The organism is Terriglobales bacterium, assembly GCA_035567895.1.
In the GTDB taxonomy this organism is placed as follows: domain Bacteria; phylum Acidobacteriota; class Terriglobia; order Terriglobales; family Acidobacteriaceae; genus Gp1-AA112.
In genome coordinates this window covers 23,881-49,691 of sequence record DATMPC010000106.1, presented here as the reverse complement: position 1 = coordinate 49,691, position 25,811 = coordinate 23,881, and the positions used below count along the sequence as shown (strand labels likewise).

Annotated in this window: 20 protein-coding genes; 10 read left to right on the top strand and 10 right to left on the bottom strand. The window is 54.5% G+C overall.

What is annotated here, in order from left to right; translation table 11 throughout:
- On the top strand, nt 1–1,300 hold a 1,300-nt coding region (locus tag VNX88_23010; GenBank protein HWY71556.1), incomplete at its 5' end, for a hypothetical protein.
- A 556-nt stretch (nt 1,301–1,856) separates the two neighbouring features.
- Here the strand turns inward: VNX88_23010 and VNX88_23005 are convergent.
- The 4 genes from VNX88_23005 to VNX88_22990 all read right to left on the bottom strand — a co-directional run bounded on the left by VNX88_23005 (nt 1,857) and on the right by VNX88_22990 (nt 4,422).
- A complete protein-coding gene (locus VNX88_23005) occupies nt 1,857–2,255 on the bottom strand; it encodes a response regulator transcription factor (GenBank protein HWY71555.1) in 399 nt (132 codons plus the stop codon).
- A 111-nt stretch (nt 2,256–2,366) separates the two neighbouring features.
- Nucleotides 2,367–2,549 carry a hypothetical protein gene (locus VNX88_23000; protein HWY71554.1) on the bottom strand — a complete coding sequence of 61 codons (183 nt, stop codon included), beginning with the start codon at nt 2,547–2,549 and terminating at the stop codon, nt 2,367–2,369.
- Nucleotides 2,550–2,869: 320 nt separating this feature from the next.
- Nucleotides 2,870–3,499, bottom strand: a complete 630-nt coding sequence (locus VNX88_22995; GenBank protein HWY71553.1) for a hypothetical protein — start codon at nt 3,497–3,499, stop codon at nt 2,870–2,872.
- A gap of 476 nt (nt 3,500–3,975) precedes the next feature.
- Complete coding sequence (locus VNX88_22990; protein HWY71552.1) at nt 3,976–4,422, bottom strand: hypothetical protein; 447 nt, start codon at nt 4,420–4,422, stop codon at nt 3,976–3,978.
- A gap of 225 nt (nt 4,423–4,647) precedes the next feature.
- On the opposite strand from VNX88_22990, the gene VNX88_22985 reads away from it, so the two are divergent.
- Nucleotides 4,648–5,487, top strand: a complete 840-nt coding sequence (locus VNX88_22985; GenBank protein HWY71551.1) for a hypothetical protein — start codon at nt 4,648–4,650, stop codon at nt 5,485–5,487.
- A 98-nt stretch (nt 5,488–5,585) separates the two neighbouring features.
- Here VNX88_22985 and VNX88_22980 read toward each other — a convergent pair whose 3' ends face one another.
- The 6 genes from VNX88_22980 to VNX88_22955 all read right to left on the bottom strand — a co-directional run bounded on the left by VNX88_22980 (nt 5,586) and on the right by VNX88_22955 (nt 15,117).
- Entirely contained in the window at nt 5,586–6,596 is a 1,011-nt protein-coding gene (locus tag VNX88_22980) for a YncE family protein (protein ID HWY71550.1), read from the bottom strand.
- Between the two features lie 48 nt (nt 6,597–6,644).
- Nucleotides 6,645–8,051, bottom strand: coding sequence for a TIGR00366 family protein (locus tag VNX88_22975; protein ID HWY71549.1), 1,407 nt, complete (start codon nt 8,049–8,051; stop codon nt 6,645–6,647).
- A 153-nt stretch (nt 8,052–8,204) separates the two neighbouring features.
- Nucleotides 8,205–11,372 (bottom strand): efflux RND transporter permease subunit, encoded by a 3,168-nt coding sequence (locus VNX88_22970; GenBank protein ID HWY71548.1) that lies wholly within the window; start codon nt 11,370–11,372, stop codon nt 8,205–8,207.
- Nucleotides 11,373–11,374: 2 nt separating this feature from the next.
- Nucleotides 11,375–12,673, bottom strand: coding sequence for an efflux RND transporter periplasmic adaptor subunit (locus tag VNX88_22965; protein ID HWY71547.1), 1,299 nt, complete (start codon nt 12,671–12,673; stop codon nt 11,375–11,377).
- Nucleotides 12,674–12,677: 4 nt separating this feature from the next.
- Nucleotides 12,678–14,069: a TolC family protein gene (locus VNX88_22960; protein HWY71546.1), complete on the bottom strand. Its 1,392-nt coding sequence runs from the start codon at nt 14,067–14,069 to the stop codon at nt 12,678–12,680.
- A 37-nt stretch (nt 14,070–14,106) separates the two neighbouring features.
- Nucleotides 14,107–15,117, bottom strand: a complete 1,011-nt coding sequence (locus VNX88_22955) for a YncE family protein (GenBank protein HWY71545.1) — start codon at nt 15,115–15,117, stop codon at nt 14,107–14,109.
- 200 nt (nt 15,118–15,317) lie between these two features.
- On the opposite strand from VNX88_22955, the gene VNX88_22950 reads away from it, so the two are divergent.
- The 8 genes from VNX88_22950 (at nt 15,318) to VNX88_22915 (ending at nt 25,766) form a co-directional block, all read left to right on the top strand.
- Entirely contained in the window at nt 15,318–15,998 is a 681-nt protein-coding gene (locus VNX88_22950; protein ID HWY71544.1) for a response regulator transcription factor, read from the top strand.
- Nucleotides 15,995–17,455, top strand: a complete 1,461-nt coding sequence (locus VNX88_22945) for an ATP-binding protein (GenBank protein HWY71543.1) — start codon at nt 15,995–15,997, stop codon at nt 17,453–17,455. The genes VNX88_22950 and VNX88_22945 overlap by 4 nt, the downstream gene beginning before the upstream one ends.
- A gap of 91 nt (nt 17,456–17,546) precedes the next feature.
- Nucleotides 17,547–20,723, top strand: coding sequence for a carboxypeptidase regulatory-like domain-containing protein (locus VNX88_22940; GenBank protein HWY71542.1), 3,177 nt, complete (start codon nt 17,547–17,549; stop codon nt 20,721–20,723).
- A 12-nt stretch (nt 20,724–20,735) separates the two neighbouring features.
- Nucleotides 20,736–21,623, top strand: a complete 888-nt coding sequence (locus tag VNX88_22935) for a hypothetical protein (GenBank protein ID HWY71541.1) — start codon at nt 20,736–20,738, stop codon at nt 21,621–21,623.
- 25 nt (nt 21,624–21,648) lie between these two features.
- The gene (locus tag VNX88_22930) at nt 21,649–23,046 is read left to right on the top strand and encodes a TIGR00366 family protein (protein HWY71540.1); all 1,398 of its coding nucleotides are present in this window, start codon (nt 21,649–21,651) and stop codon (nt 23,044–23,046) included.
- 25 nt (nt 23,047–23,071) lie between these two features.
- Complete coding sequence (locus tag VNX88_22925) at nt 23,072–23,563, top strand: hypothetical protein (GenBank protein ID HWY71539.1); 492 nt, start codon at nt 23,072–23,074, stop codon at nt 23,561–23,563.
- Between the two features lie 108 nt (nt 23,564–23,671).
- The gene (locus VNX88_22920; protein ID HWY71538.1) at nt 23,672–24,685 is read left to right on the top strand and encodes a YncE family protein; all 1,014 of its coding nucleotides are present in this window, start codon (nt 23,672–23,674) and stop codon (nt 24,683–24,685) included.
- A gap of 241 nt (nt 24,686–24,926) precedes the next feature.
- Nucleotides 24,927–25,766, top strand: a complete 840-nt coding sequence (locus tag VNX88_22915; protein HWY71537.1) for a proline dehydrogenase family protein — start codon at nt 24,927–24,929, stop codon at nt 25,764–25,766.
- Nucleotides 25,767–25,811 lie beyond the last annotated feature (45 nt).

Genomic DNA, 25,811 nt, shown 5'->3' with positions numbered 1-25,811 from the left:
AAATGCCAGTTTGACGAGCGCATTCTGGATTCGCGATTCGCCGAACGATGGCTTCTACCGCATCACTCGCCCAGAACTGCTAGGTGAACCGATCACTCCGGATCCGCTCCAGGCTGAGCTCACTTACGCGATCGAGGGCGTTGAGGCTTCGATGCGCACCGACGTGGAAACCAGTTCAATCGGCAACACCGGCGTGCAATTTCGGCATGCAGTCGCGGTCGCCCCTCCGGTTTCGGTGCGTTTCCGACCGGAGGCGATTGCGCTCCCTCAGGGCCGTTTGCGCCAGAAAGTGATCTGCTCGGTTCGCAATTATGTGAATGGTCCCAATGAAGGAAGCATTCATCTGGAGATGCCTGCGGGCTGGCGCGCGGAACCGCTGTCGGCGGCCTATGCCTTGCAGAAGCAGGACCAGGAAGCAGACATCGTCTTCGAGCTGGTGGTTCCCCCTAAGTTGAGCGAGGGTGAATACCATCTTGCAGCAATAGCCGAATCGAGGGGCAAGAGCTACCGCAACAGCTTCCTACCGGTTACCGAAACCGGATTGGACACGGTGTACCTGGAGGCGCCGGCGAAATTGACGCTGCGTCCAGTCCAGGTGGTGATCCCAAAGGTGCGAGTCGGCTACGTGATGGGAACCGGGGATGAAGTTCCTGATTCCTTGCGCCTGCTCGGCGTCGACGTAGACCTGGTGGACAGCACGGCGCTTGCGCAAGGCGATCTCTCCCGTTATGGAACGATCGTACTGGGGGTGCGCGCCTATCTGGCGCGCGAGGACCTCAAAGCCTACAACTGGCGCTTGCTGGAATACGTGAAGAATGGCGGCGTCCTCATCGTCCAATACAACACGGGAGAGTTTGACGACAATTACGGACCGTACCCGTATTTGCTATCTGGTGCTGACGCGGAAACGGAGGAAGATTCTCCTGTCGAATTCCTTCAGCCAGATCATTCTGTATTGAAATACCCGAACAAGATCGGACCGGAGGATTTTAGCGGCTGGGGAGGCCGACGTTCTCTGCGCTTTCTGGCCAAGTGGGACGCAAGATACGTCCCAATTCTCCTTAACGAAGATCGAGATCACAAACCGCAAGCAGGTGGTCTAATGATCGCGAGGTATGGAACGGGACTCTATGCATACAACGCCTACACACTCTATCGCCAGATATCGCTTGCGGTGCCCGGTGCTGTTCGACTCATTACGAATATCATTGCTCTCGGCAGCAACCAGGGTTATTGGAGAAGTGAGAGTCGGGTAGCACCTGCTGGTCGCTGCAGGCGGAATCAGGTTGGCGCGCGTTGAATCGGAGTTGGCACTGCCTTTGCCACTGTTAACGGCGTTCTGCAGCCCAGGAATCTTCTGGCAACTCCCGCCCATGCAGCTCTCGACAATGCCGCAGCTATGCCCGCAACTGCCGCAATTGTTGTCACTGATAAGGCTGACCAAAAGGGGACAGCCTGAGAGCCTGTCGGAGACAACGATTCCTGAGCCAGGAATCAATAACTTACAGAGATTCGATTATTGTTGTTGATTCTTCGTTCGCAAAAATCTATCTCCGACAGGCTCCTGAACTGGGCGATTTTGAGAAAATTACGCAATTCAGAAATGTCAGTCGCGAGATCGTACATTTGGGAACGGCACGCGAGCCGCAGATTTGATGGGTTTCATGGGAGTAAAAGTCTAAACGAAGACTCACGGTTACGAATGTGACCAAAAGGGGACAGCACAGCGTGGGATTACGAAAAGGATGGAGATTCGCTTTCCACGATTCACACAGTTCCGTAAATGGGACATGTCTAAACAAAACACCGGATCAAGAGAAGGACGGGGCCCCCTATTCAAGGTTGGATCCGCTCTTTCACAAATTCACGCTGTTACTGACAAATCGCTTGTCTTCCAGAACGGTCTTGATTGCGAGGAAGAGTTGGCCTCCGGCATCAGACTTAACAAGATAACCGGGCGCGCCCGTAGCCAAGGCTCCCAGTACAACCTCAGGATTTCGTTCCATGCTTACAAAGAGGATTTTGGAATTCTGGGAAAGCTGTCTGATTCTGCGGGCGGCCTCAATTCCATTCAGCTCCGGTAGTACCAAGTCCAGCAAAATCAAGTGCGGTTGCAATTCTTCCGCTTTTTGAACTGCTGCTAGTCCATCCGCCGCTTCGCCCACAATTTCCAATCCTGGCTGGGTAGCAAGCGCGGTCGACAGATAACGGCGCCACGGCTCGTAGTCATCCACTATGAGGACCCGAATTTTCACCGGCGGGAACTCGCAGTGGAGCTTTCAGATTTTGCAAAATGCCACTGCCCAACAAGCCCGACCGGGCATGCGGGTGGGCATTTTCACTGCGAAGCAACTGCGTTCGTTTTCTTAGCCATTCTCATCCAGTAGGGTGCGCATTGATTCGGCATTTCTCACGTACTGCTCCGCTCGGGCTTCCCACATCGGGCGGTCGGCTACGGGCACATGCGGCAATAATTCATCGATTGCTTTGGCTGCCTCGTGCCACTTTGCGATGTCCTGTTTTACAAGCTCGATGAACCGACTATTCATCTTGATTCATCTTCGTTGATGGACTGCTGTTCAAGGACTAACAAGCTCGACGATCGGCCATGTGCGTGATCTGTGGCATCAGGCCAGCCTCTGTTTCCAAGTGCGATTCAAGAATCCTCTCGTCGAGACTTTCCAGAATGGGACACTCAGAGAGTGGAGACTTCCCGTTACACGACTGCGCGCGCCCCCGCAATAGACGTCCGATCAAGGTGGCTGCAAGAACCCGGCGTTCTAGCCACCCTCAAGCACAATTACCCACCACGGCTGCCTGCATGGACATGGCGTTTGGTTCGAGACTGTGAACCGAACAAGTGTTCTTTCTATTTAGACGGAAGAAGTTCGTCTGCGACGACGGTCTCCTTCTCCACGCGCATATTCAATTTGCTGTCGCTGAGGGCCTTCCAATCGGGGTTTGACTTCAGACCTGCACGCACTTTCGCCATCGTGCGCTCGCGGGCGCCAAAAGATTCCGCATCTTTATATTCCAATACAAAAAGGACCTTCCACGGTCGAGAGGTCGGATAGCGACTTACATAGATCCCGTAATTCGCGATGATCCCCTCTGAAACCCAGCCCTTGATTTGCGGAATGACATATCCGTTCGCGTACTTGATGTATTCCTCGATTGTGTGCGGGTAGTAATCATACGGAATGAGGAAAAACACTGTGTGGCCCCGAGGTGGAACTGATGGAGCTGATCCGTGCCAGATCACGTCCATTGAGTAGGTGTTCAGGGGTGTGACGAACGCCAGCGCGTCCTCAGTCAGCCCGCCAGGCGACTCGGTCTCGATCGCAGCCCATTTTTCGACGTCTGAATATTTGCCGAAATTTAAAATCGCCATCATGTCATATGTTTCAGCGTCGTTATAGCGATTGAACAGGATCCGATAATCGGCAAGGACACCATCTTGCTTCCATTTTTCGAACCGTTGGACCCCTTGCTTCAGCATGTAACTCCGCAGCAAAGGTCGCTTTGGCGGGGCACAGCGATAAGTGATGACCAGATTCCGAGGACCGGAGTTCCGTTCCTCCGTGTCAGCCGCTTCTTGCGCATGGGCCAATGACATTACTAGACATGATAGAGCCAGCACTGCAAAGCAACGAGCTCGCACTAGCACTTTGAATATCCTCCTGACGAGTATTCTGCGGTTCTAGCCAACAGCAATTCCAACTACCAGTCCCCACCAAAAATTCAAGAGTTCCTTGTGCTCATGCGGATATTCCTCCCCGGGAAAGCCGAACGCATTCGCGCGTGGTAGTGGAACGTAATGCAGTCACAGCGAGGCTGCGGCGGGGATTATATGCGGCCATTGAGGCAATTCAAGCTGAAACCAGCATTAACTTTTATTTACCAGCTTAAAGATGCGTGATGAAGGATTTGACTATGCAGTTATCACTGAAGTGGCGCATGGGAAATCCACTCGTTTTAAGGTTGGGACTTACCGGCACAGGGAGACATTTTTAATTCGACTCGAATTGTTTCAAGCGGATAGTCAGTGACGTTCTCACTTGCGTGCTTGAAAGAAGCGCGGGCAGGCACAAACCGCACTGCTCCAGCTTTTTCCGGCTTGCCCTCAACTATCGTGCCATCGGCGTTTGCTTGGCGCATCCTGCCGCCGCCTTGGAGAACCACAATAACCACAGCGTTCCCATAGTGTTCATGCATCTGCGACTTTTCATGCGGCGCATACGTGACCCGGACGACGCGAACCAAATCATTTTCTAACTCTACTTTGTAGTTCCCGGGAGCAACTACGGTTGCATCCTGCTCTGAAACAGAATATTTAGTCTGAGGCGTACCCCTCGCTTCTTGAACGGAAGCAGAGGCGAACAAAATACAAGTTGCAAATAGACTCAACATCGCTGGCTTCATGTCAGGATCCTTCCTCGATGGACATTGCGCAGGAAAGTTTAGTCTGAACGTGCCTTTCGGAAGTCAGTATGTAGGAGATTTAATGTCGAATTCATCTGGCGGGAGAGATTTCACTCGATATGATGCATTGCGGACGAAGCCCACTAGATGGAACGCTTCTGAATGCGATCGTTACCTGCAGTCGAGTTGTGCGCTGGAACAGGAGCCATCTCAAAGGAGAGACTTGTGTTTGCAAAATGGCCATGGAATCACGAATCATCAGAGTTCGTCCTCAGCAGTAAGCAACACGGAGCCTTACTCCTGCTGCTCGCTCTAGCTCTTCTGACTCTGACCCCGCCTATTTCAGCCCAGGAGAAAGCCCAAGGAGCCAGCCGCTACCCCCAGTTTTCCCTGTTCTACAGCTATCGTTGCCTTCCTGAGAATCGCCCAGAACTGCGAAAGTACATGGATGCGGCCGGAGTCGTGCAGTTCGAACAATGGAAGTCGCGAGGCGTGTTCAAGGACTACATAATCCTCTTCTCGTCTTATGTCCATATAAATTCGGTCCCGTGGGACATGTTGATCCGAATAGATTTTGATCGCTATGCTGATACGGAAAAATGGAAAGAGATTGAGAGGACGATGCCCGCTGGACTTCCGCCGCGGATCCTGGCCCTTGCCTCCCCCGAAAATCTCAATGTGGGCGAAACGTTGGCGGCAGGAGGAATGGAACCTACAGATGCTGCGAAGGCTATATATGATGTTTCATATTACAAGTTCAAAGTTCCATTGCAGGCCGGGAAAGACTTCATACAAGGCTATGTCGTCCCACAGTTGGACGCGTTCTTGCACGAAAAAGTACTCGCTGGCTACGGTCTGTATCTTAACAAGTACGAGGGTACCGATTGGAGCTACCTCATCTTATCCGAATACTCGGATGCAGCGTCATTCGATCTCCGCGTGCCGAACAAGTCGAAAATCCGCTCGCTCTTGGATCCAGCCTGGAAAACGCTGAACGACATAAAAGTTGAGCACATCCGCGACGAGCCGCATGGGTTCATAGCTGAACAGATCGTTCCACATTGATGATAGTGTGAGGAGTTTTCGTTGTTCTTACGGCAATCTACGAAAGTCACGTGCGTCGCCCACTATCGGGCGGAAAACCACTTACTATTCAAAGCCGATCATTGAGGCTGATAAACACGTATCTCCGCATCGCTTTGGTCATTCTTCGGCAGCGCCACATACAGCCGATCAAGCTCTGGCACGAAAAGAGACGTGCGGGCGAGGTACGAGGTAGCTATCCGCGCGGTCTGCTCGTAGTGATCCGGATCTTTTTGCTGATAAACAACCAGAAATCCCTCGCCTCCGGACGCGTAGATTTGCTTGTGCTTGGGGTTTAAGTAGAGTCCATCGAGCACTCCAACAGTTTCCATCTCGGCTACGATCTTGCCGTTGTCGGTGTCATACACCACAACTCGTGGCGGCTTGCGTGTACCGACCAAAAGCCGATGGTTAGCCTCATCTAAGGCCAAAGCGACGGGTTGCTGTGTGTCCGATGGGAGGGGCCAAGACCCAGTCACTTGCTGAGTCTTGCGGTCAATGACGATAGTTTCATTGTTTTCTGGAAGAGTAACGAACATTCTCCCGCGGCCGTTTTCAATAGCGAAACCTCCCGGGTGAACAGCGGTCTTGATGGTCCCCACCTGCTTGTCAGACGCAGGGTCAATCAAGGCGATCTCACCGTAGTCCTTACCGGCGTCTTTTCCACCATGTCCCACGTACAATCGGCTAGCGTTGCGGTCAAAGTCCATCTGATCGGCGCCTAACGACAAAGGGACAGAAGCAACAATTCCAAACGGATTTCCAGCCAACACCTTGCAGGTTCCATCATTTCCATTCGCAACAAAAACCTTCTTAAGTCGGGGTACGTAATACACCCCCTGTGGCTTGCTGAATCCTGAGATACTCTCAAGCTTCTTTCCTTGAGAGACATCGACGACTTCCAGCGTGTTGTTGATCAATGCCGCGACGAAAAGCCGATGACCTTTAACATCAAAGCCCATGTGATCGATGCGACCTTGAACATTTGGCATCGGAATGGTCTGAACGAGTTTGAGCGGTTCTTGGGAGAATGCTTGGATCGACAAAAGCATCATTAACAGGCAGCTCACACGAACGATTAATCTTTTCATTGACCACGCTCCATTTGTCACAACTGTAAAACCAACGCCGACTCGTGCCTATCGTGGAACAAGCAGCAAGAGCGATGCCCCAAAAATCATGAACGCAACGACAAAAGTGACAACCATATAACCCATCATGCGGCGCATTCCAATGCCGGCAATTGCAAGAATGGGAAGCGCGAAGAAGGGCTGCAGCATGTTTCCAACAGATTCCCCCATAGCTACAGCCATTGTTGTGCCTGCCAAAGATGCGTGCAGGTCACGCGCCGCTGGCAAAACAAAGGGACCTTGAACCGCCCAGTGCCCCCCTCCGCTTGGAATGAACCAAGTGATGAAGATAGAAGAGAGGTAAGTCCAAAATGGCAATGTCCTGGCCGTGGAGAAGCTAATAAATGCCTTCGAAATAACAACTGCAAGACCCGTCGCAGTCATGATACCCATGATGCCGCCGTATAGTGGATATTGCAGAATTAGTGGTCCAGTAACTCGAGCGGCTTTCTTGATAGCCTCCACGTACTGCAGGGGCCTCCAGTGGAATAGCAAACCAAGCAGTAGGAAAATCAAGATCACTGAGTTAAGGTCAATTGAGAAACCAACCTGTTTCCAGTGTCCAATCAAGCCAAATACTCCGCCCGCAATGAGCAATACATTGAGTATCCAAGCATGGTCGAGCCACCGCCCCAAACTGCGGCCAGACTCGGCGGGACGCTTTGGCTCGTCTTCAAGACGAAGGCGGTCTGGATCGGCGATGACTGAGTTCTCCTCGGCAGGTTCCGTGAAACGAAAAATGACAGGAAGTAGTATTAATAATGCAGCTATAGGTATGAGATTGAAGGCCGCAAATACGGTCTCTCGGAGCGGCAAGCCGTGTCCAACCGTCTTCTCGGCGATGTTGAGAATCGATCCAGGGGTGGCCTGGGACAGTGCTATTGATCCTGATAATCCCTCCGTTGAAACAACAAAGCCCGTGTAGGCGGCAGCCACGAGCCAGCCGAAGTCCATCCGCACTCTCTTGGCAAGCTCGCGAGCCAAAAGGGCAGAAATAATCAGGCCGAATCCCCAGTTCGTCCAGGAAGCTACCATTCCAATTAAAATCGTAAGTGAGACTGCGTCGCGAGGCGTCTTCGCGACTGAAGCGATCTTCAACAACATGCGATGCACGGCGGGCGAATTCGCCAAAGCCGATCCTGTTACAAGCATCAACACCATTTGAAATCCGAATGTCAGAATGTTGAATACGCCGTTGTACCAACCAACGGCGATCACGAGTGGCGAACGTGTTGCAGTCAACGCGTAAGCCATCGCAGCAGACAAAAAGGTGAGAATCACGGCAAATACAAAGGGATCTGGAACAGCCTTCTCAAAAACGTAGACACAGTATTTGCTTATCCGGCTTAGTAGCGTTTGCCGTTGAGACGTACTCGCTGTAGGCGCTGTTTCCAGTGCGACTGCCGAAGGTCTCATTTGGTGTTCATCCCATCTTCAGGCGTTTAAAGAAAGCAAGGACTCAGCACTCCATGAGTGGTTGCTCAGACCCGAGTCCTTGCCTAACGCGCCATGTCGGGCGAGTATAGCTTGGACTAAAAGTATCTAAGCTAAATGTGAAATTAATATGCGTTAACCGCTGCGACGATTCAGATAGAAATATACGGCGGGCGTAACCAGGAGTGAGAGCACCATTGAGATAAGGATGCCGCCGATTACAGCGATAGCGAGCGGCTGAAGCATTTCTGATCCGGCGCCGAGAGCGAAGGCGAGGGGCAGCATGCCCGCAATAGCAGCGATAGCAGTCATTGCGATTGGACGCAAGCGTCGCCGGCCTGCGCGCATCATGGCATCTTCGGGGGCAAACCCGGCGCGGCGAAATTCGTGCTCGGCATCGAGCAGCAGGATTCCGTTCTTGGCTACGATACCGATCACCATGATCAGTCCCATGAACGCGGAAACGCTAAATGTCGTGCCGGTGATCAACAGCGCAAGGAAGACTCCGGCGGTTGAGAGCAGCGCGGAAGCGAGGATGGCGGTTGGAGCGGAGAAGCTGCGAAACTCGAACAGCAAAACAGCAAAAACGAAGGCGAATGCCATCGCGAAAACAAAGACGAAGTCGTGGAAGGTCTGCTGCTGCTCAGCGTAGAGCCCGCCGTACTCTATGCGAATCGACGATGGAAGGTGCAGCTTGGCGATTTCGGCTTGCACTTTACTAATACCGGTTCCCAGATCGATTCCCTCAAATCGAGCGGTAACTTCCAAATCGCGTTGCAAGTTCTCACGGCGAATTTCCGTCTGCCCGGGAATTTGCGTGACCGTTGCCAATGAACCGAGCGTTGCGGTGCGACCGGCGGAGCTTGCGAGCAGCGTATTCTTCATCGCTTCGATATTCGTTCGATTAGCGTCCGGGAACCGGACCCGCACAGTGTAGGCGCGATTGTTCACAACCACGGGGGTCGTGGCGGGCTCGCCTTCGAGAATGGCAGCAGCATCGACAGCGACTTCGTCCGGCGTAAAGCCGGCGCGGGCCGTGACCGCAGGATTGATCTGGTAATTCAGTGCCGGGCCGCTGGTCGTGTTCTCAACACCGTCCTTAACGTCGACGACGCCTTTGATTTTGGAGATTGCATCGGCAACCTGCGGCCCGGTCTTCGCCAACAGAGCGGCGTCGTTGTTAAATAACTTGATCACCACCGGCTCCGGCGCGCTGGTGAGATCTCCGATCATGTCCTGCAGGAGCTGCGGGAACTCCGTATCCAGTTGCGGCTCCTCCTGTTTAATCTTGACGCGAAGATCCGCAATCACCTCGTCAGAAGAGCGTTCGTGCTTCGCCTTCAGCTTCACCGAGATGTCGCCGGTATTCGCTTCCGTCACCGCCGCCAATCCAAGTTGCAAGCCGGTACGCCGCGAGGTGCTTTGCACATCCTTGTCGGCGCGGATGATCTGCTCCACGTGGTTCACGACGCGATTAGTCTCGGCGAGCGAGCTTCCCGGCGGCATGATGTAGTCGACGATAAAACCGCCTTCGTCCATCGCCGGCAGCAGGTCCGATCCAAGAGTTCTAAAGCAGAAGTACGCAACAACGATCAGGACTACGCTTAGGCCAGCGAGCAACAAGGGACGCTCCAGCGCGCGGCGTAACCAACGCTCGTAGAAATTAACCACGGCATGAAAGCGTTTGCCATATGAGGCCTCTTCGGCCTCAATCATGTGTTCGAGGCGCTCACGATCGGTCCACTCCGCAGCCGCCGCTTCGTCGGTTTTGTGCTCAGATTTCCGTTTTACAAAGTATTGGCTCAGGTTCGGCGTCCATGTGAGCGCCAGCGCCAGCGAAGTGAAGAGCGACACTCCCATCGTGACTGCCAGAGCTCGGAAGAATGTGCCGTATACGCCGTGGATGGCGATCAGCGGAAGAAACACGACGATCGGAGTAACAGTCGATCCAATCAGCGGTGCCGTAACTTCTTTTAACGCGCTGTAGATTGCCTGAGCTCTTCCCTGGCCGAGGTCGCGATGCAGGACGATGTTCTCGATGACAACAATGGCATCGTCGATGACCAAACCGACGGCGGCAGCAAGACCACCGAGGGTCATCAGGTTGAAGCTCTCTCCAATGGCCTTCAGGACGATGAAGGTAATTACGATCGTGATCGGAATTACCATCCCGGCGACGGCTGAGCTGCCCCAGTCTCGCAGAAAAATGATGATGACAATCGACGCCAGCACGAGGCCGATCAGGATCGCGTCGCGCACGCTGCTGATGGAATCCCGCACCAGTCCTGATTGATCGTAGTAGGGAGTGAGCTTGATGCCCGGCGGCAACGTCTTCTTGAGCTCCGCCACCTTGGCGTTTACTTCGTCCGCTACTACCACGGTATTGCTGTCGGGCTGACGGTTGATGGAGAGGAGCACCGCTGGCTTGCCGTTCGCCGTCACCACCGTGTACTTGGGCTTTGTGCCGTGGGTGACTTTAGCGACATCGCCAATGTGAATCGGAATCCCGGCCGGGTTGGTCTTCACAACGATTTGGCCGAGCTCCTCGGGGCTACGAACCTGGCCGTTGATCAGCCCCAACACGAGCTGGTGATTGTCCTCGATCAGGCCGGGCGAATCGACAAGGTTGGTCTTCGCGACAGCGTTCGTAATGTCCGGCACCGTAACTGAGGCGCTCAAGAGCTTGGAAGGATCAGGTGTGATTAAGTATTCCGGCTCCTGTCCCCCCTGGACAACAACCGTTGCCACACCATCAAGCCGATTAATCTGCGGCTTAAGCTCGTAAGTCGCTAACTCCCAGAGCTGTGTTTGCGGAACGGTATCGGAGGTCAGGCTGTAGCCCAGAATGGGAAAACTGGCGAAGGTGAGACGGTGAGTATCGAACTTCGCCGTATTCGGCAGCGAGGTTTGCACCTGCGCCACCGCAGAGTTCACCAACTGTAACGTCTGCACCATGTCAACGTTCCAGTTGAAGAACAGATCGATTTCGGCAGAGCCACGACTGGTTATGGAGTCTACCCGCTGCAATCCGGGAACGCTGTTCACCGCATCCTCGACGGGGCGTGTGATCGTGACCATCATCTGATCGATGGGCATCACGCCGTTGTCGATGCCGATAATGATGCGGGGAAAGTTCACTTCCGGGAAAACGGCGACGGGGATGGTGAACGCGAGATACGCTCCCATGATCGCCAACGCGATGATTAGAAAGATAAGCGGCTTCGAAAAACGCGAGAACCAATAGTCAAGCAACGGAGCAGGAGCGCGCTGCACTTCGTCGATTGGCGTGATCTTCGTCGCCATCCTTACGGCTCGCTCCCGCCCTCGCCTTTATCTTTTCCCTCGTCTCCGCCTTCCTTGCCAGGAGCGGCGGGCGCCTCAACTCTTACTTTGGTCTTGTCTGGCAAGCCGTACGCGCCCGTGCTCACTACTTGCTCTCCCGGCTTCACTCCGCTCACGATCTGCACGGAGTCAGCGGTTTGTACCCCGATCTCGACTTCCCTTTTGTTGGCAACACCGTCGCCGCCGATGACCATCACCGACTTCTTGCCTTCCTCGGTAACCAACGCTTCAGCCGGGACAATGAGCGCATCGGGAACGGTATGCGCGACCATAGACAGTGATGCCGACGACCCAGCTTTCAAAGCGCCCTTGGGATTGACAGCCTGAACCCACACTTCGACGGTTGTGCTACCAGGATCGAGGGCGGGACTAACCAGAATGACTTTGCCTTTGATTTCGTCTTCAAGGCCCGCCATCTTGACGGTCGCATCATCGCCCTTCTTCAGCAACGACGCCTGGTTCTGCGGAATATGAGCCTTCGCGATCATCTGCGACAGGTTCATCACGGTGATGAGAGGCGCGCCCGCCGTTGGCAGCATTCCCGGATACAGTGGTCCGTCCGTGACCACACCATCGATGGGACTGCGGATTTGGGAATATTGAAGTTGAGCTTGCGCCCCCTTGTATTTCCCCTCAGCGGCGACGAGTTGCCCGCCAGCAGACTTGAGCGCCTGTTGATTTCCGCCGGCTTTCAATCCGTCGAGATGCTTCTGCGCCTGTTCATACTGAGCGCGAGCCTGCACCCGAGAAACTGCCGCCGCATCGAGATCCTTGCGTGGAATTGCGCCTTGATTGAACAGATTTTGACGGCTATCAAAGAGCTTTTGCTGGGCGTCGAGGTTTTCTTTTGCGGCTCGCGTGTCTGACTCGGCCTTCTGCAACTCCTCAGGTACAGAGTTTTTCGTCGCGATTGCGGTTTGTGCCTGCACCGTCTCGAAGTTCCCCCGATTCTCCTCTTCTGCCGCCGTCAGATCTTTGTTCTCGAGCGTCACCAGCAACTGGCCCTGACGAACCTTCGATCCACGGGTTACATAGGTCTTCAGCACCGGGGCGACGATCTTGGGAGTAATGGTCGCCTGATTGATCGGGTATAAGACCGCATCGGCCGTCACGGTTTGCGAAATGCTTCCCTGCTTCACCGGCGCAGCCTGCACCAACACGATCGGCGGCGGCTCAGCCTGCTGCTTTGAGCAGGCGGCGAGCGGCAGCAGACTTAAGACAACCAACCCTCGAATTGAATGCACAAGCCGTCGAGTTGCCATTGAATTAGAAGACCCCGGTCAGAGTCTGCAGATTAGCGATGGCCAGCCGGTATCGGGCTTCGCCGTCATCATAATTGTTACGAGCTGTAACCAGCGAATTTTGCGCGTCCACCACTTCAAGAGCTGTGGCCTCTCCACCCTGATAACGCAGATTCGTCAGGCGAACACTCTGCGCGGCCAAATCAGCCGATTGCTGGAGCAAATCCAGTTGCATCCTTGCCGATTCCGCCTCCGCGTAGAGCGTCTTCAAATCGCCGATGAGTTTGCGCTGAGCCGCCGATAGCTCAACCTGCGCCTGGTCGCGCCGCAACTCGCTCTGTTTGACCTTGCTATGCGTGGCTCCCCAGTTCCAAATCGGGACGTTGAGGGTAGCGCTCGCGGAATAGCCAAGATTGTGAATGCGTCCGTCGGGTGTGGGAGTGTAGGTAGCGAACCGACTGGCGTCGATGCCGTACCAGTAATCGAGCGTAAGGTTGGGCAGGTAGGCGGCCTTCGACGCGAGCACCTCGAAGCCCGCCGCACGAACCGCCTGCATCGCCGCATACAGTTGCGGGTTGTTGGTCTTCGCCTGCTGCTCCACTTCCTGCATTGGAGGAAGCGGCAGTGGAAGCCGCAGATCGTCGACCGTCGAGAAGTTCTGATTGAAGTTAAGGAACACCAGCACGGCAAGCTCGATGTGACTGCGGTCCATCGCGAGTTGCGCATCCTGCAGGGCTCTTTGGGTATCGTTCGCCGTCAACTGAGCTTTGATCACGTCGGAATGAGCCACTTCACCGCCTTGTTCCAACTTCTGGGTCAGTTCAAAAAAATGCCGCGCCTCATCGGCGGCAAGCTGCGCGTTGGCATATTTACGCCGGCTCACAACCTCGGCATAGTAGGTCTTCACTACAGTCGCCACTAAGCCTCGTGCAGCAACTTCGGCGTTTGCGCGAGCTACCGCCGCCGCAGCGGCCGTTCGATTGTAGTCCGCGAACTGGGAGCCGCTAATTACCTCATGGAGGTTGCCCTGGCTGATGTATTCGTGGACTGCGTTATTGGCTATATAACGCGGTATCGCAGTGCCGGTGCCTTGGGTGTAAAGGTACTGCGTGTTCTCCGCGACGCTCGGCAGTAATGCAGCGCGTGCCTGAACGTGGTCTTCACGCGCCACTCCCGCGGCGGTCAAAGCCATTCGATACGTCGTGTCCAGATTGCGGGCGCGCTGCAATGCATCCTGCAGCGTGATAACAACTGGGGCCTGCGAGTCGGAGGCGGTCGGTTGCGCCTGCGTCGGCTGGGGTTGCGCTGTTTGCACATCCACAACGGGCGTGTTGCTCGATTGCTGCGCAGCGGCGCTGCAAACGACTACGACCGCGCCGACCAACGAGCTTGCCCACCGTCTCGAAATCGAATTCATCCTCACAGTTGGTCTTCCTCCAATTCCAAGCCAAAGATTATGGCAGAGTCTCGAATGCAAGGACGCGGGCGCCATACTTCCCTTCGCCCGGAGACACAGCCACAAACAACCGGTTCAGTTCCGGAACTAAGAGGCATGTTTTCGCTCCGGGCGCTGTCGGTACCTTGGCGGTTAGCTCGTAGTGGTCAGCATCCCTCTGCTGGTACACAGCGATATACCCCTCAGCTCCAGGTACATAGATGCGTTTGTGAACTGAATCGTAGGCCATTCCATCAGAATGTCCCGCCGTGGTCCAGGCACCAACCTGCTTTCCCGTCTCGGAATCGATGACAACCAGCTTGGCGGGCTTGCGGCAGACAATAAAGAGGCGGTGATTGGGTTCGTCAAGGATCATCGGGGAATTTTCGCCTACGTCCTGAAGCGGCCAGCGACCGACGATCTTCATGCTGTCGCGATCCACGACATCAATCTCATTGTGGTCCGTGACGTTCACGAACATGCGTTTTCCCCGCGCCTCGAGAGCCATTCCCTCCACATGCGCGGAGTCAAACTTGAGGTCTGCCTTCTTGCTGAAGTCGGTAGTGTCGATCACCGAGAGCACTGACTCCTTCATCTTTACGTCTTTGCCTCCAGTAACGACGTATGCCTGGTGCTTTTCCGGATCGTATGCCAGCGAATCCGCACCCGGGACCAGCGGTACCTTCTGAAGGATCTGCAGATCTTGGCCATTCAAGACTTTCGACATACCCTCTCCGCCGTCGGTCACAAACAGCCTTTGTGAGGCAGGAAGATAGAGGATGCTGTGGGGCACCTCGAATCCCCGAATCGTCCTGAGCCACTTTGTGCTCTTCAGATCAAAGACCTCGAGAGTACCGTGATCTTCGGCCGCCAGGAACAAACGATTCCCACTGATGTCGGCGGCGAAATGATCGAAGTCGCCGGAGTACCTGGGCAAATCGACGCTGTTTACCAGCCTCAGCGGCACACTATCACTTGCTGCCGCACACGCTGCCCACAGAAATACCAACGCGAATAAGGCTCTTTTCATATTTCCTCACTAAATGGCCTCTTGAAGGCTAGTAGGGAGGCATGAGCTCGTCCTTAAGTCACAATGAAAATTCGTTCAGGAACTACCGCTGGAATCGCGAGAGAATGTTCTTCGCGAGCGCAGATGAAGACTGTATGAACGAACTTTCATTATGAGTTCATGCCCGGTTCATTGCAGCCGCGCGTAATAGGGAGCCGCAAATGCGAATTCTGTTGATTGAGGATGAAGTGAAGTTAGCAAGCTTCATCAAGCGAGGCTTAGTAGCGGAAAGGTATGCAGTCGATGTTGCCAAGGATGGTCGAAACGGACTGGAACTCGCGCAGACGTACCAGTACGACCTTATCCTGCTCGACCTCATGTTGCCCGGCATGGACGGAAGCGAAGTGCTGCGTCGAATCCGGAAGGAGAACTCCTCCGTGCCAGTGCTGATTCTGTCTGCTCGCGATACCGTCCAGGACAAAGTCGCGAATATGGAGACCGGCGCGGATGACTACCTCACGAAACCGTTTGCGTTTGCCGAGCTGTCGGTTCGCATTAAAGCGCTGATGAGACGAGGTCCGGTGAATCGCGCAAGCACAATCCGAGTCAGCGATCTCGAGTTGGACCGGCTCTCGCAGCAAGTGAAGCGCGCCGGACAGCGTATCGATCTCACCGCCAAAGAATACGCGCTCCTTGAGTACCTCATGAGCAACGCGGGACGCGTTCTCTCGCGCAACATGATTATCGAGCATGTCTGGGATCAGAGCTTCGACGGAATTACCAATATTGTCGATGTCTACATCCGGCACCTGCGTAACAAGGTGGACACTGGCCACGACTCGAAGCTCCTGCGCACCGTACGCGGAGTCGGGTACACCATTCGCGAAGGAGCGGAAGCATGAACTTCAATTCCCTCCGCTTACGAATGGCTGCGCTGTATGCCGGCGTGCTCGCGATCTGCCTTGTGATCTTCGGCGCTGCGGTCTACCTCGGTCTCGCGCGCTATCTCGATTCGAACTTGCGAAGCTCGCTCCGCAGTGAAGGGCAATCGATCGGCGAGAAGTTACTGGTTGACGTGAATCGCAAAGGCGAGTCGTTCGTGACCGACGAAGTGAACGAAATGGCGCCTGAAATCAGTGGACGGTTTATTCGCATCACGCGTCACGACGGGAGCTTGCTGTACCAATCTCCTGCTCCGATCAATCAGAATTTCCTCCCCTCAAAGATTCCGATCCTGCGGGACTGGGGCTCTCGGCCTTTTTCCCTTGTCGAATCCGGAGCCGGGAGCCGGCCGGTGCTGATTGAGGCTGTTCCCTTTGTGACACCAGAGGGCAATTCCTTTCTAATCGAGATTGGAGCGTCTTCCCGCGACATTCATTCAGTCCTCCACGGACTGATCCTCACGCTGGCTCTGGGGATGCCGCTCATTATCGCGGCCGCCATCCTCGGCGGCATTGTCATTATGAAGCGCGCTTTGCGTCCGCTGGACGAGATCACGCGCACGGCTGAAACCATAACCTCGCGCAATTTTGGCGAAAGGCTGCCCGCGGTTCGAACTGGAGATGAAATCGAACGGCTCAGCACGTCGCTGAATCGCATGATGTCGCGGCTCGAAGATTCCTTCCAGCACATTAGCCGCTTCTCTGCGGATGTATCGCACGAGTTGCGTACGCCGCTCGCCATCCTTCGAGGAGAGCTTGAGTCACTCACACAATATGAGCAGTTGTCGCCGGCAGCCTTGGAGATTGTTGGCAGCGCTCTCGAAGAAATTGCGCGCCTGAGCAAGATCGTGAACCAGTTGCTCGAGATTTCCAGACTCGAGGCAGGCGAGGCCACTAAGGAAGTTGCACTTGTGAATTTGGGTGAGCTCGCAACTTCCACGGCAGAGCAGATGCGGCTGCTTGCCGACGAAAAATCGCTTCGCCTGGAGTACCTGGTTTCCTCCGGAGTCATGGTGGTCGGCAATCCATCGCTGCTAAAGCAGGTTGTCGTCAATCTTCTTGACAACGCAATCAAGTACACGCCCTCAAACGGCTCGGTGGAGCTCCTCGTCGAGAACCAGGGATCCAAGGCGGTGCTGGAAGTGCGCGACACCGGAATTGGGATCCCCAGCAGCGCGTTGCCGCACATTTGTGAACGGTTTTATCGAGCAGACAAGGCCAGATCGCGACACTCGGGTGGCGCGGGCCTCGGACTGTCCATCGTGAAGTCGATCTGCTCAGCTCAGGGTGGTGAGTTATCGATTTTCAGTAGTGAAGGAGAGGGCACCCGGGTTCGCATTGAGATGCCCAGAGCTAATGGCAAGGGACAAGCCACGGATGAAGGCGCAGCCAGAGAATATCTTCATCTCGAACGCTAAGAGTCTTTGTTGAATTGACGGTTCCCTCTCCCGAAAAAGGTTTTGCTGAAGAGTCGCCGGCTCAGCGGAAACCGGCATGGGAGAGGGAGCGATGTTCACTCAGCTTGAAAAGCGTGCGTGTTTCTACTTTGCAGTCGCAGTTTTCGTATGCCTGCCGGCATGTTCATTGCAAGCCCAAACTGTGGGCGCCACCGTATCCGGTACTGTCGCAGACCCGTCTGGTTCAGTAATTCCAAACGCGCAAGTCACTATTCGCAACACCGACACTGGGAACGTGACGGTAGTCGCATCGAACTCACAAGGGTTTTACAGCGCGCCTAACCTTCAGCCGGGAGATTACGCAATACGAACTGCCGCGAGCGGATTTGCGACGACGGAATCACACATCAAGCTAGAAGTTGGCGGTCAACCTCTGCTGAACATCGCTCTACAGCCCGGTAGTGTGACCCAGAGTGTCGAGGTTAAGGACACACCTCCGGACATCGAATTGGCCTCTTCACAAATCAGTGATGTTGTAGATGCCCGAACCGTCCGTGAGCTTCCACTCAACGGACGCGACTGGACACAACTCGCCACATTGCAGCCTGGTGTGGCTGCTGTCAGGACCGAAAAAGCCGTCGCCGTCGGAGCTGATCGCGGCAATCGAGGCTACGGTGTGCAGATCACAATCGCCGGCGCGCGTCCGCAGCAGAACAACTACCGGCTGGACGGAATTAGCATCAACGATTTCTCGAATGGCGCGCCCGGCAGCGTTGTTGGGCTCAATTTGGGAGTCGACGCGATCCAGGAATTCTCTGTCGTGACCAGCAACTACTCGGCTGAGTACGGCAGAACCTCCGGCGGAGTGATCAACGCAATCTCGCGTGCTGGAACGAATCAATTCCACGGCAGCGCATACGAGTTCTTCCGCAACAGCGCACTCGACGCTCGAAACTTTTTCGACAAAGCACAGATTCCGCCTTTTAAGCGCAATCAGTTTGGTGCGTCGGCAGGTGGACCGATCATTACGGATCGCACCTTCATCTTTGGAGACTACGAAGGACTCCGCCAATCTCTCGGATTTACTTCCGTAGGCCAGGTGCCTTCTCCGGCTGGCCGAGCATCGGCCAGTGCCGCAACCCAGCCTTATCTCGTCTTCTATCCACTACCGAATGGACCTACCCCGGCAGGCAGCTCGACCGGACAATACTCACTTGTCGGACAACAGATCACACCGGAAGATTTCTTTACCGTTCGTGCAGACCACCGAATTAGCGACAGAGACGCTCTGCATGGCTCATACATGTTTGACAATGGCAACTTCACGCAACCCGATTCACTAAACGACATCTTCCTGAAATCACACACTCGCCGGCAATCCGGCTCGGGTGAAACAACTCACACATTCAGCCCGACTTTAATCAACACCGTCCGCTTCGGAGTGAGTCGCGTGGCCGCGGATATAAACGGCTCAGCGCCAGGACCTGTGGCGGCTGGAAACGATCCCAAATTGGGAGTCGTTCCTGGACAGAACGCTCCCAGTCTCATCACTTCAGGAATTATCACTTTTGGTGGCGGCGTAAACGGGCCTTCGGCCTATCACTATGGATGGACATCCATTCAGGCTTATGACGACGCCTTTCTCACCAAGGGCGTGCACTTCCTGAAGTTCGGCTTTGCGTTTGAGCGCATGCGCAATAACATTCTCGCGCTATCGAATCCGAGTGGATTATTCCGCTTCAACTCGGTTGCCGCCTTCCTGGCCGGACAAGCCAACGAATTCGACGCGAGCATTCCCGGAACAACCTCGCCTCGCAATCTGCGGCAGAATCTTTTCGGAGGCTATGTACAGGACGACATTCATTTCCGGCCTTACCTGACCTTTAACGTTGGCCTACGCTACGAAATGTCGACTGTGCCCACGGAGGTCAACGGCAAGCTATCGACCTTGCTCAGTTTGACCGATGCACAGCCACACTTGGGTGATCCTTATTTCTCTAATCCGACAACCAAGAACTTTGAACCCCGTGTAGGTTTCGCCTGGGACCCGTTCCATACTGGAACGACTTCCGTTCGAGGAGCCTTCGGTTTATTTGACAGTCTTCCTCTGCCGTACGAATTTGAACTGCTGTCGTCTTTGGCAGCACCGTTCCTGGAGCTAGGCAGCGCAGTACCGCTGCCGGTCGGTGCTTTCCCCAACAGCTCATTTTCACTTATCTCTGCATCTCCAAGTGCCTTGCGGCAGACTTACATCCAGCCGAATCCGAGCAGGAACTACGTCATGCAGTGGAACCTGTTCCTCGAACGACAGGTGGTCAGAGACCTCACTGTGACCGCCGGCTACGTGGGAACTCGAGGAATTCATCAGCCATTCCGCTCGGATGATGTGAACACTGTTCTTCCCACAGCGACACCACAGGGACTGTTGTGGCCATCTCCGCGAAACAGCGGAACCAAGTTGAATCCGAACGCTGGACAGATCGCCGCATTAGCTTGGACGGGGCACTCGTACTACGACGGGTTGCAGTTGCAAGTCGTGAAGAGAATGAGCCACGGGTTCCAGAGCCAAAGCTCCTTCACCTACAGCAAAGCCATCGACGATGGTTCAGCAAGCCTCGCAGGGGATCCTTTCGGGAATTCCATTTCCGGACTCTTCTTCTTTGACGAAACCTCGCGACGCGGACCTGCAGACTTCAATATCGGAAAGAATTTTGTACAGAACCTGATTTGGACGGTGCCTGCGGCAAAGTCCTTGCATGGTCCGGTTGGTTGGGCTGCCAATGGTTGGGAACTCGGCGGAATCTTTCAGGCCAGTGATGGACTCCCGTTCACTCCTTTGCTAGGCGGCGATCCATTAGGACTCAAGAACACCGCCCCCTACGACGTTCCCGACCGTGTCCCGGGATGCGGTTCGCCTACGCATCTCCAGTACAACACTCCGGTGCAGGGCCAGGTTCAATACATCAACCTGAGCTGCTTCGCGTCCCCTAATCCACTCACTCGATTGGGGAACGTTACCCGAAACTCGCTGACCGGGCCCGGACTTACAAACCTTGATTTCTCTATATTCAAGAACAACAAGATCCCGGCGATTTCAGAGGCGTTCAACGTGCAATTTAGAGCGGAGTTCTTCAACATTCTGAACTTCACAAATTTTGCACCCCCCAGTTCGGGAAAAACTCTTTTTCCCGTAACTGGTGGAACGACCCCGATCACTGGAGCAGGCCTGGTCACGTCAACCCAGACCGCATCGCGTCAGATCCAGTTTGCGCTGAAGGTAAGCTGGTAGGTATTCGTGGAAATGAGCATCAACGCGAAGCAAATTGCGGCGAAGGTTTCGTTAGTCCTAATAGGCGCTTTGCCTTGCACAGGGCAGACGACTACGAAGCCGTACGCGCAAATGCTGGTGAACGAGACCATGTTGCGCAACACCAACATCTCAACTTTGTCGATGGTAGTTCCTAGCCCAACGACTAAAGAGAACAGGGTCGTAGCGAGCAGTAATGCCGCCGCGATCGGTAGTGAGGCCGGCCAAGTCGATCTCGAAGTGCTTGGCGGTAATCGACCCGTGACGACACCTGACATCGCAAACCATCGATGTCAGGCGGTCGTCCCGCTGCACGATGCTTCGAGTGCAACCATTGGAGTCTTGCGCATCAGCGTCAAATCCGAGATCGACACTAAGGCTGAATGCCTGCGCCAAGCAGAAGCGAGGCGCGATGATCTGGCGAGAGTAATTCCTTCGGTGCAGGTGTTGTTCGATCCATTCATCGTTGCTAGTTCTTCCGATGATAATTTGGCGCAGAGACTGACGATTGAGACCCTAGCAAAGTATCCAGATGTTCTCGTCCTCGCTTTTCATGTGACCGCGCCGGGTGAGACTACGAATCGTGTCGTTGGAATTAACCAACCCAAGTTCATTGGCCGAGCTTCCGATGATGTTGATCAGGACATCGCGAAGACAGGGAAGATGATCGTTCAGGTGATTCCCAGCACGCATCGTATGGAAATTCATATGCCATTACGCTCAGCCGACGGATCGCTGGTAGGAACCCTGGTCACAGTCTATTTGTGGCGACAGGAAACTGAGGCGCCGGAACTCATTTCTCGCTCTATGAAGATTCGTGATGAGCTGCGATCGCGCATTCCCAACTTAACCGCCTTGCTTGGCCGTGAACAGCAAAACTGAAGTCGACTTACGTCGAGAGGAACAAGTGGGCATCTCAACTCCAGCCGTTGCAACAGAGACTCAAGCGCAAAAGCGTGCGTCGTTTCTAACACGTGCCAGCAGTTCCATCGTGTACCTGATGGAGCGCGCTCTTCCCGATCCATACGTCTTTGCGCTGCTTCTCACCTTCGTGACGGCTATTCTGGCGTTCACGTTGACTCCGACCCGCTCTGTAGGCGCAATCGGGCTCGCCTGGTACAACGGCGTCTTCAACATCCTGACGTTCGGCTTTCAGATGGTGCTGATCCTGGTAACCGGATACGCGCTTGCCAGCTCGCCTTCTGTGCATCGCGCACTGGAACGGTTAGCCTCAATTCCCAAAACGCCACGGAACGCTGTGTCGCTCACGATTGTGATCGGGATGATCGCATCATGGTTGAACTGGGGGTTCGGACTCGTCATCGCCGGTCTGCTAGCCCGCGAGATCGCGAAACGTGTACGCCTGGACTTTGGCTGGCTCGTAGCTGCGGCTTATACCGGTTTCGTGATCTCGACGGAAGGCCTTTCAGGATCCATCGTCTTGTCGCAAGCCACACCAGGCTCGGCGCTGAACCTGGTGGAGAAGGTGGCAGGCTACAGTCTGCCACTGCGCGCGACGGTCTTTACGGCATTCAACCTTGTGCCCGTAATTGCGCTGTTAGTTTTCCTGCCGATCATCTTTCGATCTACCGAACCAGCCCCCGCAGATTCGATATACGTTGACTCCGAGCGCCTGAAGCATGAGGACCAGCAGAAGATCATTGGTGAGAAGGCAGGGACTTTGGGTGCGTGGCTTGACCGTGCTTGGATTTTAACCATTCTGCTGGTGGCTCTTGCAGCCTGTGCACTGGCAGCACACTGGAAATCGGGCTTCAGCGTGGACCTGAATGCGGTAATCCTTATTTTTCTGCTGCTGGGTTTGATCTTTCATCTGCGGCCTATTGCGTACGTGGGAGCCGTGAAGAACGCAGCTCGTGTGACGGGACCACTGATCCTGCAGTATCCGCTTTATGGCGGAATCATGGGCATCATGACGGCCACCGGACTGGCCGGTGTAATCTCTAAAGGCTTCCTGGCAATCTCCACGGCGCGATCTCTCCCATTCTGGACTTACATTTCGTCGCTAATTATCACGTTGTTTGTGCCAAGTGGAGGTGGCCACTGGGCAGTACAGGGACCCTTTGTCCTGCCTGCGGCTAAGGAGCTGCACGCCTCGATGGCTGGTACCACGATGGGAGTAGCCATGGGCGAGTCTGTGGCCAACATGCTACAGCCCTTCTTTGCGCTTCCCATTCTGGCAATCGCGGGCATAGGCATGCGTCGAATGATGGGGTACATGGTGATCACATTCCTGATAGCGCTGATTGCGTTCGGATTGTCCCTGTTGTTTTTGTTACCGAGCTAGCCAAATTGAAATAAGGAGAGAATCTATGAAAGTCGCAAAAGCAATTCTGTGCACATCGTTGTTAGCCTGCCCCGCAATACTTTCTGCTCAGGAGGCGGCCTCCAAGGCCAATTCGCAGCCGCCCAAAACCTATGCTCAGAAACTAGTGAATGACACGCTGGCCAAGCACAAGGAAGTCGTGATCATGGCCTTCCATGTAACCCCACCCAACCAATCGGAGAACGTGATCATCGCCTCAAACATCGGTCGCATCGGCAAGAAGGCGGACGAAGACGATATGCGCGTCATCGATACCGGACAGAACAATCTGGAAGTAAACAAGGCTGGAAATCATTTTGAAGATGAACTTCCGTTGCTGGATCAAGCCGGCAACCGAATCGGTGCCGTGGGAATCGTCTTCGACTACAAGCCCGGAGTCGATAAGAACAAACTTGCCAAACAGGCGGAGAAAGTTCGCGACGAAATGGCCCAGCAAATCCCTTCGAAAGAGAAGTTGTTTGAAGAAATAAAGGAGTAGTTCTTATTTTCTGACTGCCTGTGCCGTATAGTTTGGTTGACCAAGTCGGTCGTCTGCTGTTTTCATTTTCATTTGAGGGAGACTATGCGAACTCGGATTAAAACGATAATGCTCTTACTGTCCGTCTTAGCGTTTGGATCTGCATATGCAGTGGCGCAGGGCGCCGGCGGATACCATCAGCTTCATGCATACAAATTGCCGGGCGACACCGGTTGGGATTACCTCACAATGGACCCCGCTTCACGCCGTCTTTACATTTCCCGCGGCACGCACGTGCAGATTTTGAACATCGATACCGGCAAGCTTGAGGGGGACATTTCCGACCTAAAGGGTGTACATGGCATCGCCCTGGACAAGGCCAATCGGAAGGGCTACATCAGCGACGGTCGTGATAACTCGGTGGTCGTATTCGACCTCGGATCGCTTAAGTCCACCGGCAAAGTGCAGGCAGGCACAAACCCGGACGCGATTCTCTTCGATCCTGCCACGAAGCGGGTATTTGCCTTCAACGGCCGCAGCGGCAACGCGACCGTGATTGAAACCAAGGACAACAGCGTTGCCGCGACTATCGACCTTGGCGGAAAGCCCGAATTCGCCGTCTCGGATGGCAAGGGCAAAGTTTTCGTCAACCTGGAGGACAAATCTGAGACTGCGGAGATCGACGCGAAGGGGCTTAAAGTCCTGAATCACTGGTCACTCAAGCCATGCGAATCGCCAAGCGGATTGGCGATTGACGCCGATCATGAACTGCTCTTCGCCGCATGCGACAACGAAACCATGGCGGTGCTCGACGGAAATAGCGGAAAGGTCGTCAAGACTGTGCCGATCGGCAAGGGTACTGACGCCGCGGCTTTCGATAAAGGTCTCAAACAGGCCTATAGCTCGAACGGGCAGAGCGGCGATATCACAGTGGTGAAAGAGAGTTCGCCGGCCAGCTTTGACGTAGCCGCAACAGTTCCCACAAAACCACGGGCTCGCACAATGACCGTCGATGAAAAGACTCACGACCTGATCACTGTCTCAGCCGATTTTGAAAAGGCCCCCGAAGCTACCGCTGACCAGCCCAGGCCACGCCCCAAGATGGTCCCCGATTCCTTCGTAGTGTTGGTATACGGCAAGTAGACGGAATCTTCGTTCTCTCGAGCCCCGCGGTACCGCGGGGCTTTTTTACTGCGATCTGAAAACCTGAATCTCTCCGCGCCGGCAAATGACAGCGATAAATAGCTTGTGATAGAACCAAGTGTTTGCCTACACGCATGAAAATCCCACCGTCAGGACCCCAATGTTAAGAGCAGCTTTCATTGCTCTTTCTGAAAATCGCTCTTTGCGGCATATGGCAGAAAGTTCTTCGATTGGACATCGAGTGTCTGGCCGCTTCGTGGCAGGGACTACGATCGAAGAAGCCCTAAAGGCCACGCAGGAAACCAACGCTCTCGGTATGAGCGTGAGCCTCGATAATTTAGGCGAGAACGTCACGAATGCAGATGAGGCTCGGCTTAGCGCGCAGCTTTATCACGAGCTCCTCGATCGTATTACCGAGCGCGGACTCGACGCCAACGTCAGCCTGAAGCTCACACACATGGGTTTCGATATCGATGAGCAGCTTGCGATTGGCATTGTCCAGAAGCTCGTCGAACATGCGCGTGATAAGCACAATTTCGTTCGCGTCGACATGGAAGGATCTCCCTACACGCAACGCACCTTAGATCTTGTCGAGGAGATTCATTCCCGAGATGGCAACCGAGGAGCCGTGGGCGCAGTCATTCAGGCTTACCTTCGGCGGAGCGAAGCTGACGTGCGGAACCTCATCTCCCAAGGTACTCGTATTCGCCTGTGTAAGGGCGCATACAAAGAGCCACCGGAGATCGCGTTTCCGGAAAAGTCCGATGTCGATGCGAACTATGTGAAGCTTATGAAGCTGCTGCTGAAAAGCGGCATTTATCACGGCATCGCCACGCACGACGAGAAAATGATCGAAGCGACGATCGCCTTCGCGCAAGCGGAGAAGATTCCGTCCACGGCGTTCGAGTTTCAGATGCTTTATGGGATACGTCGCGACTTACAGCGCGAGCTGGTAAAGCAGGGCTGGCGCATGCGCGTGTACATTCCATTTGGCACCGAGTGGTACCCGTACTTCATGCGACGCCTAGCGGAACGCCCTGCTAACGCTCTATTCGTTGCGAAGAATCTGCTGAGATCATAATCCGAAGGTTACATAAAACGGAGCGCCCGGCGCTCGGTTTGTGCC

What these genes read in the sequence shown, in the direction of transcription:
- VNX88_23000 (HWY71554.1), bottom strand. Translation starts at nt 2,549, where the DNA reads ATGAATAGTCGGTTCATCGAGCTTGTAAAACAGGACATCGCAAAGTGG.
- VNX88_22995 (HWY71553.1), bottom strand. Translation starts at nt 3,499, where the DNA reads ATGCTGAAGCAAGGGGTCCAACGGTTCGAAAAATGGAAGCAAGATGGT.
- VNX88_22990 (HWY71552.1), bottom strand. Translation starts at nt 4,422, where the DNA reads ATGAAGCCAGCGATGTTGAGTCTATTTGCAACTTGTATTTTGTTCGCC.
- VNX88_22980 (HWY71550.1), bottom strand. Translation starts at nt 6,596, where the DNA reads ATGAAAAGATTAATCGTTCGTGTGAGCTGCCTGTTAATGATGCTTTTG.
- VNX88_22975 (HWY71549.1), bottom strand. Translation starts at nt 8,051, where the DNA reads ATGAGACCTTCGGCAGTCGCACTGGAAACAGCGCCTACAGCGAGTACG.
- VNX88_22970 (HWY71548.1), bottom strand. Translation starts at nt 11,372, where the DNA reads ATGGCGACGAAGATCACGCCAATCGACGAAGTGCAGCGCGCTCCTGCT.
- VNX88_22965 (HWY71547.1), bottom strand. Translation starts at nt 12,673, where the DNA reads ATGGCAACTCGACGGCTTGTGCATTCAATTCGAGGGTTGGTTGTCTTA.
- VNX88_22960 (HWY71546.1), bottom strand. Translation starts at nt 14,069, where the DNA reads ATGAATTCGATTTCGAGACGGTGGGCAAGCTCGTTGGTCGGCGCGGTC.
- VNX88_22955 (HWY71545.1), bottom strand. Translation starts at nt 15,117, where the DNA reads ATGAAAAGAGCCTTATTCGCGTTGGTATTTCTGTGGGCAGCGTGTGCG.
- VNX88_22950 (HWY71544.1), top strand. Translation starts at nt 15,318, where the DNA reads ATGCGAATTCTGTTGATTGAGGATGAAGTGAAGTTAGCAAGCTTCATC.
- VNX88_22945 (HWY71543.1), top strand. Translation starts at nt 15,995, where the DNA reads ATGAACTTCAATTCCCTCCGCTTACGAATGGCTGCGCTGTATGCCGGC.
- VNX88_22940 (HWY71542.1), top strand. Translation starts at nt 17,547, where the DNA reads ATGTTCACTCAGCTTGAAAAGCGTGCGTGTTTCTACTTTGCAGTCGCA.
- VNX88_22935 (HWY71541.1), top strand. Translation starts at nt 20,736, where the DNA reads ATGAGCATCAACGCGAAGCAAATTGCGGCGAAGGTTTCGTTAGTCCTA.
- VNX88_22925 (HWY71539.1), top strand. Translation starts at nt 23,072, where the DNA reads ATGAAAGTCGCAAAAGCAATTCTGTGCACATCGTTGTTAGCCTGCCCC.
- VNX88_22920 (HWY71538.1), top strand. Translation starts at nt 23,672, where the DNA reads ATGCTCTTACTGTCCGTCTTAGCGTTTGGATCTGCATATGCAGTGGCG.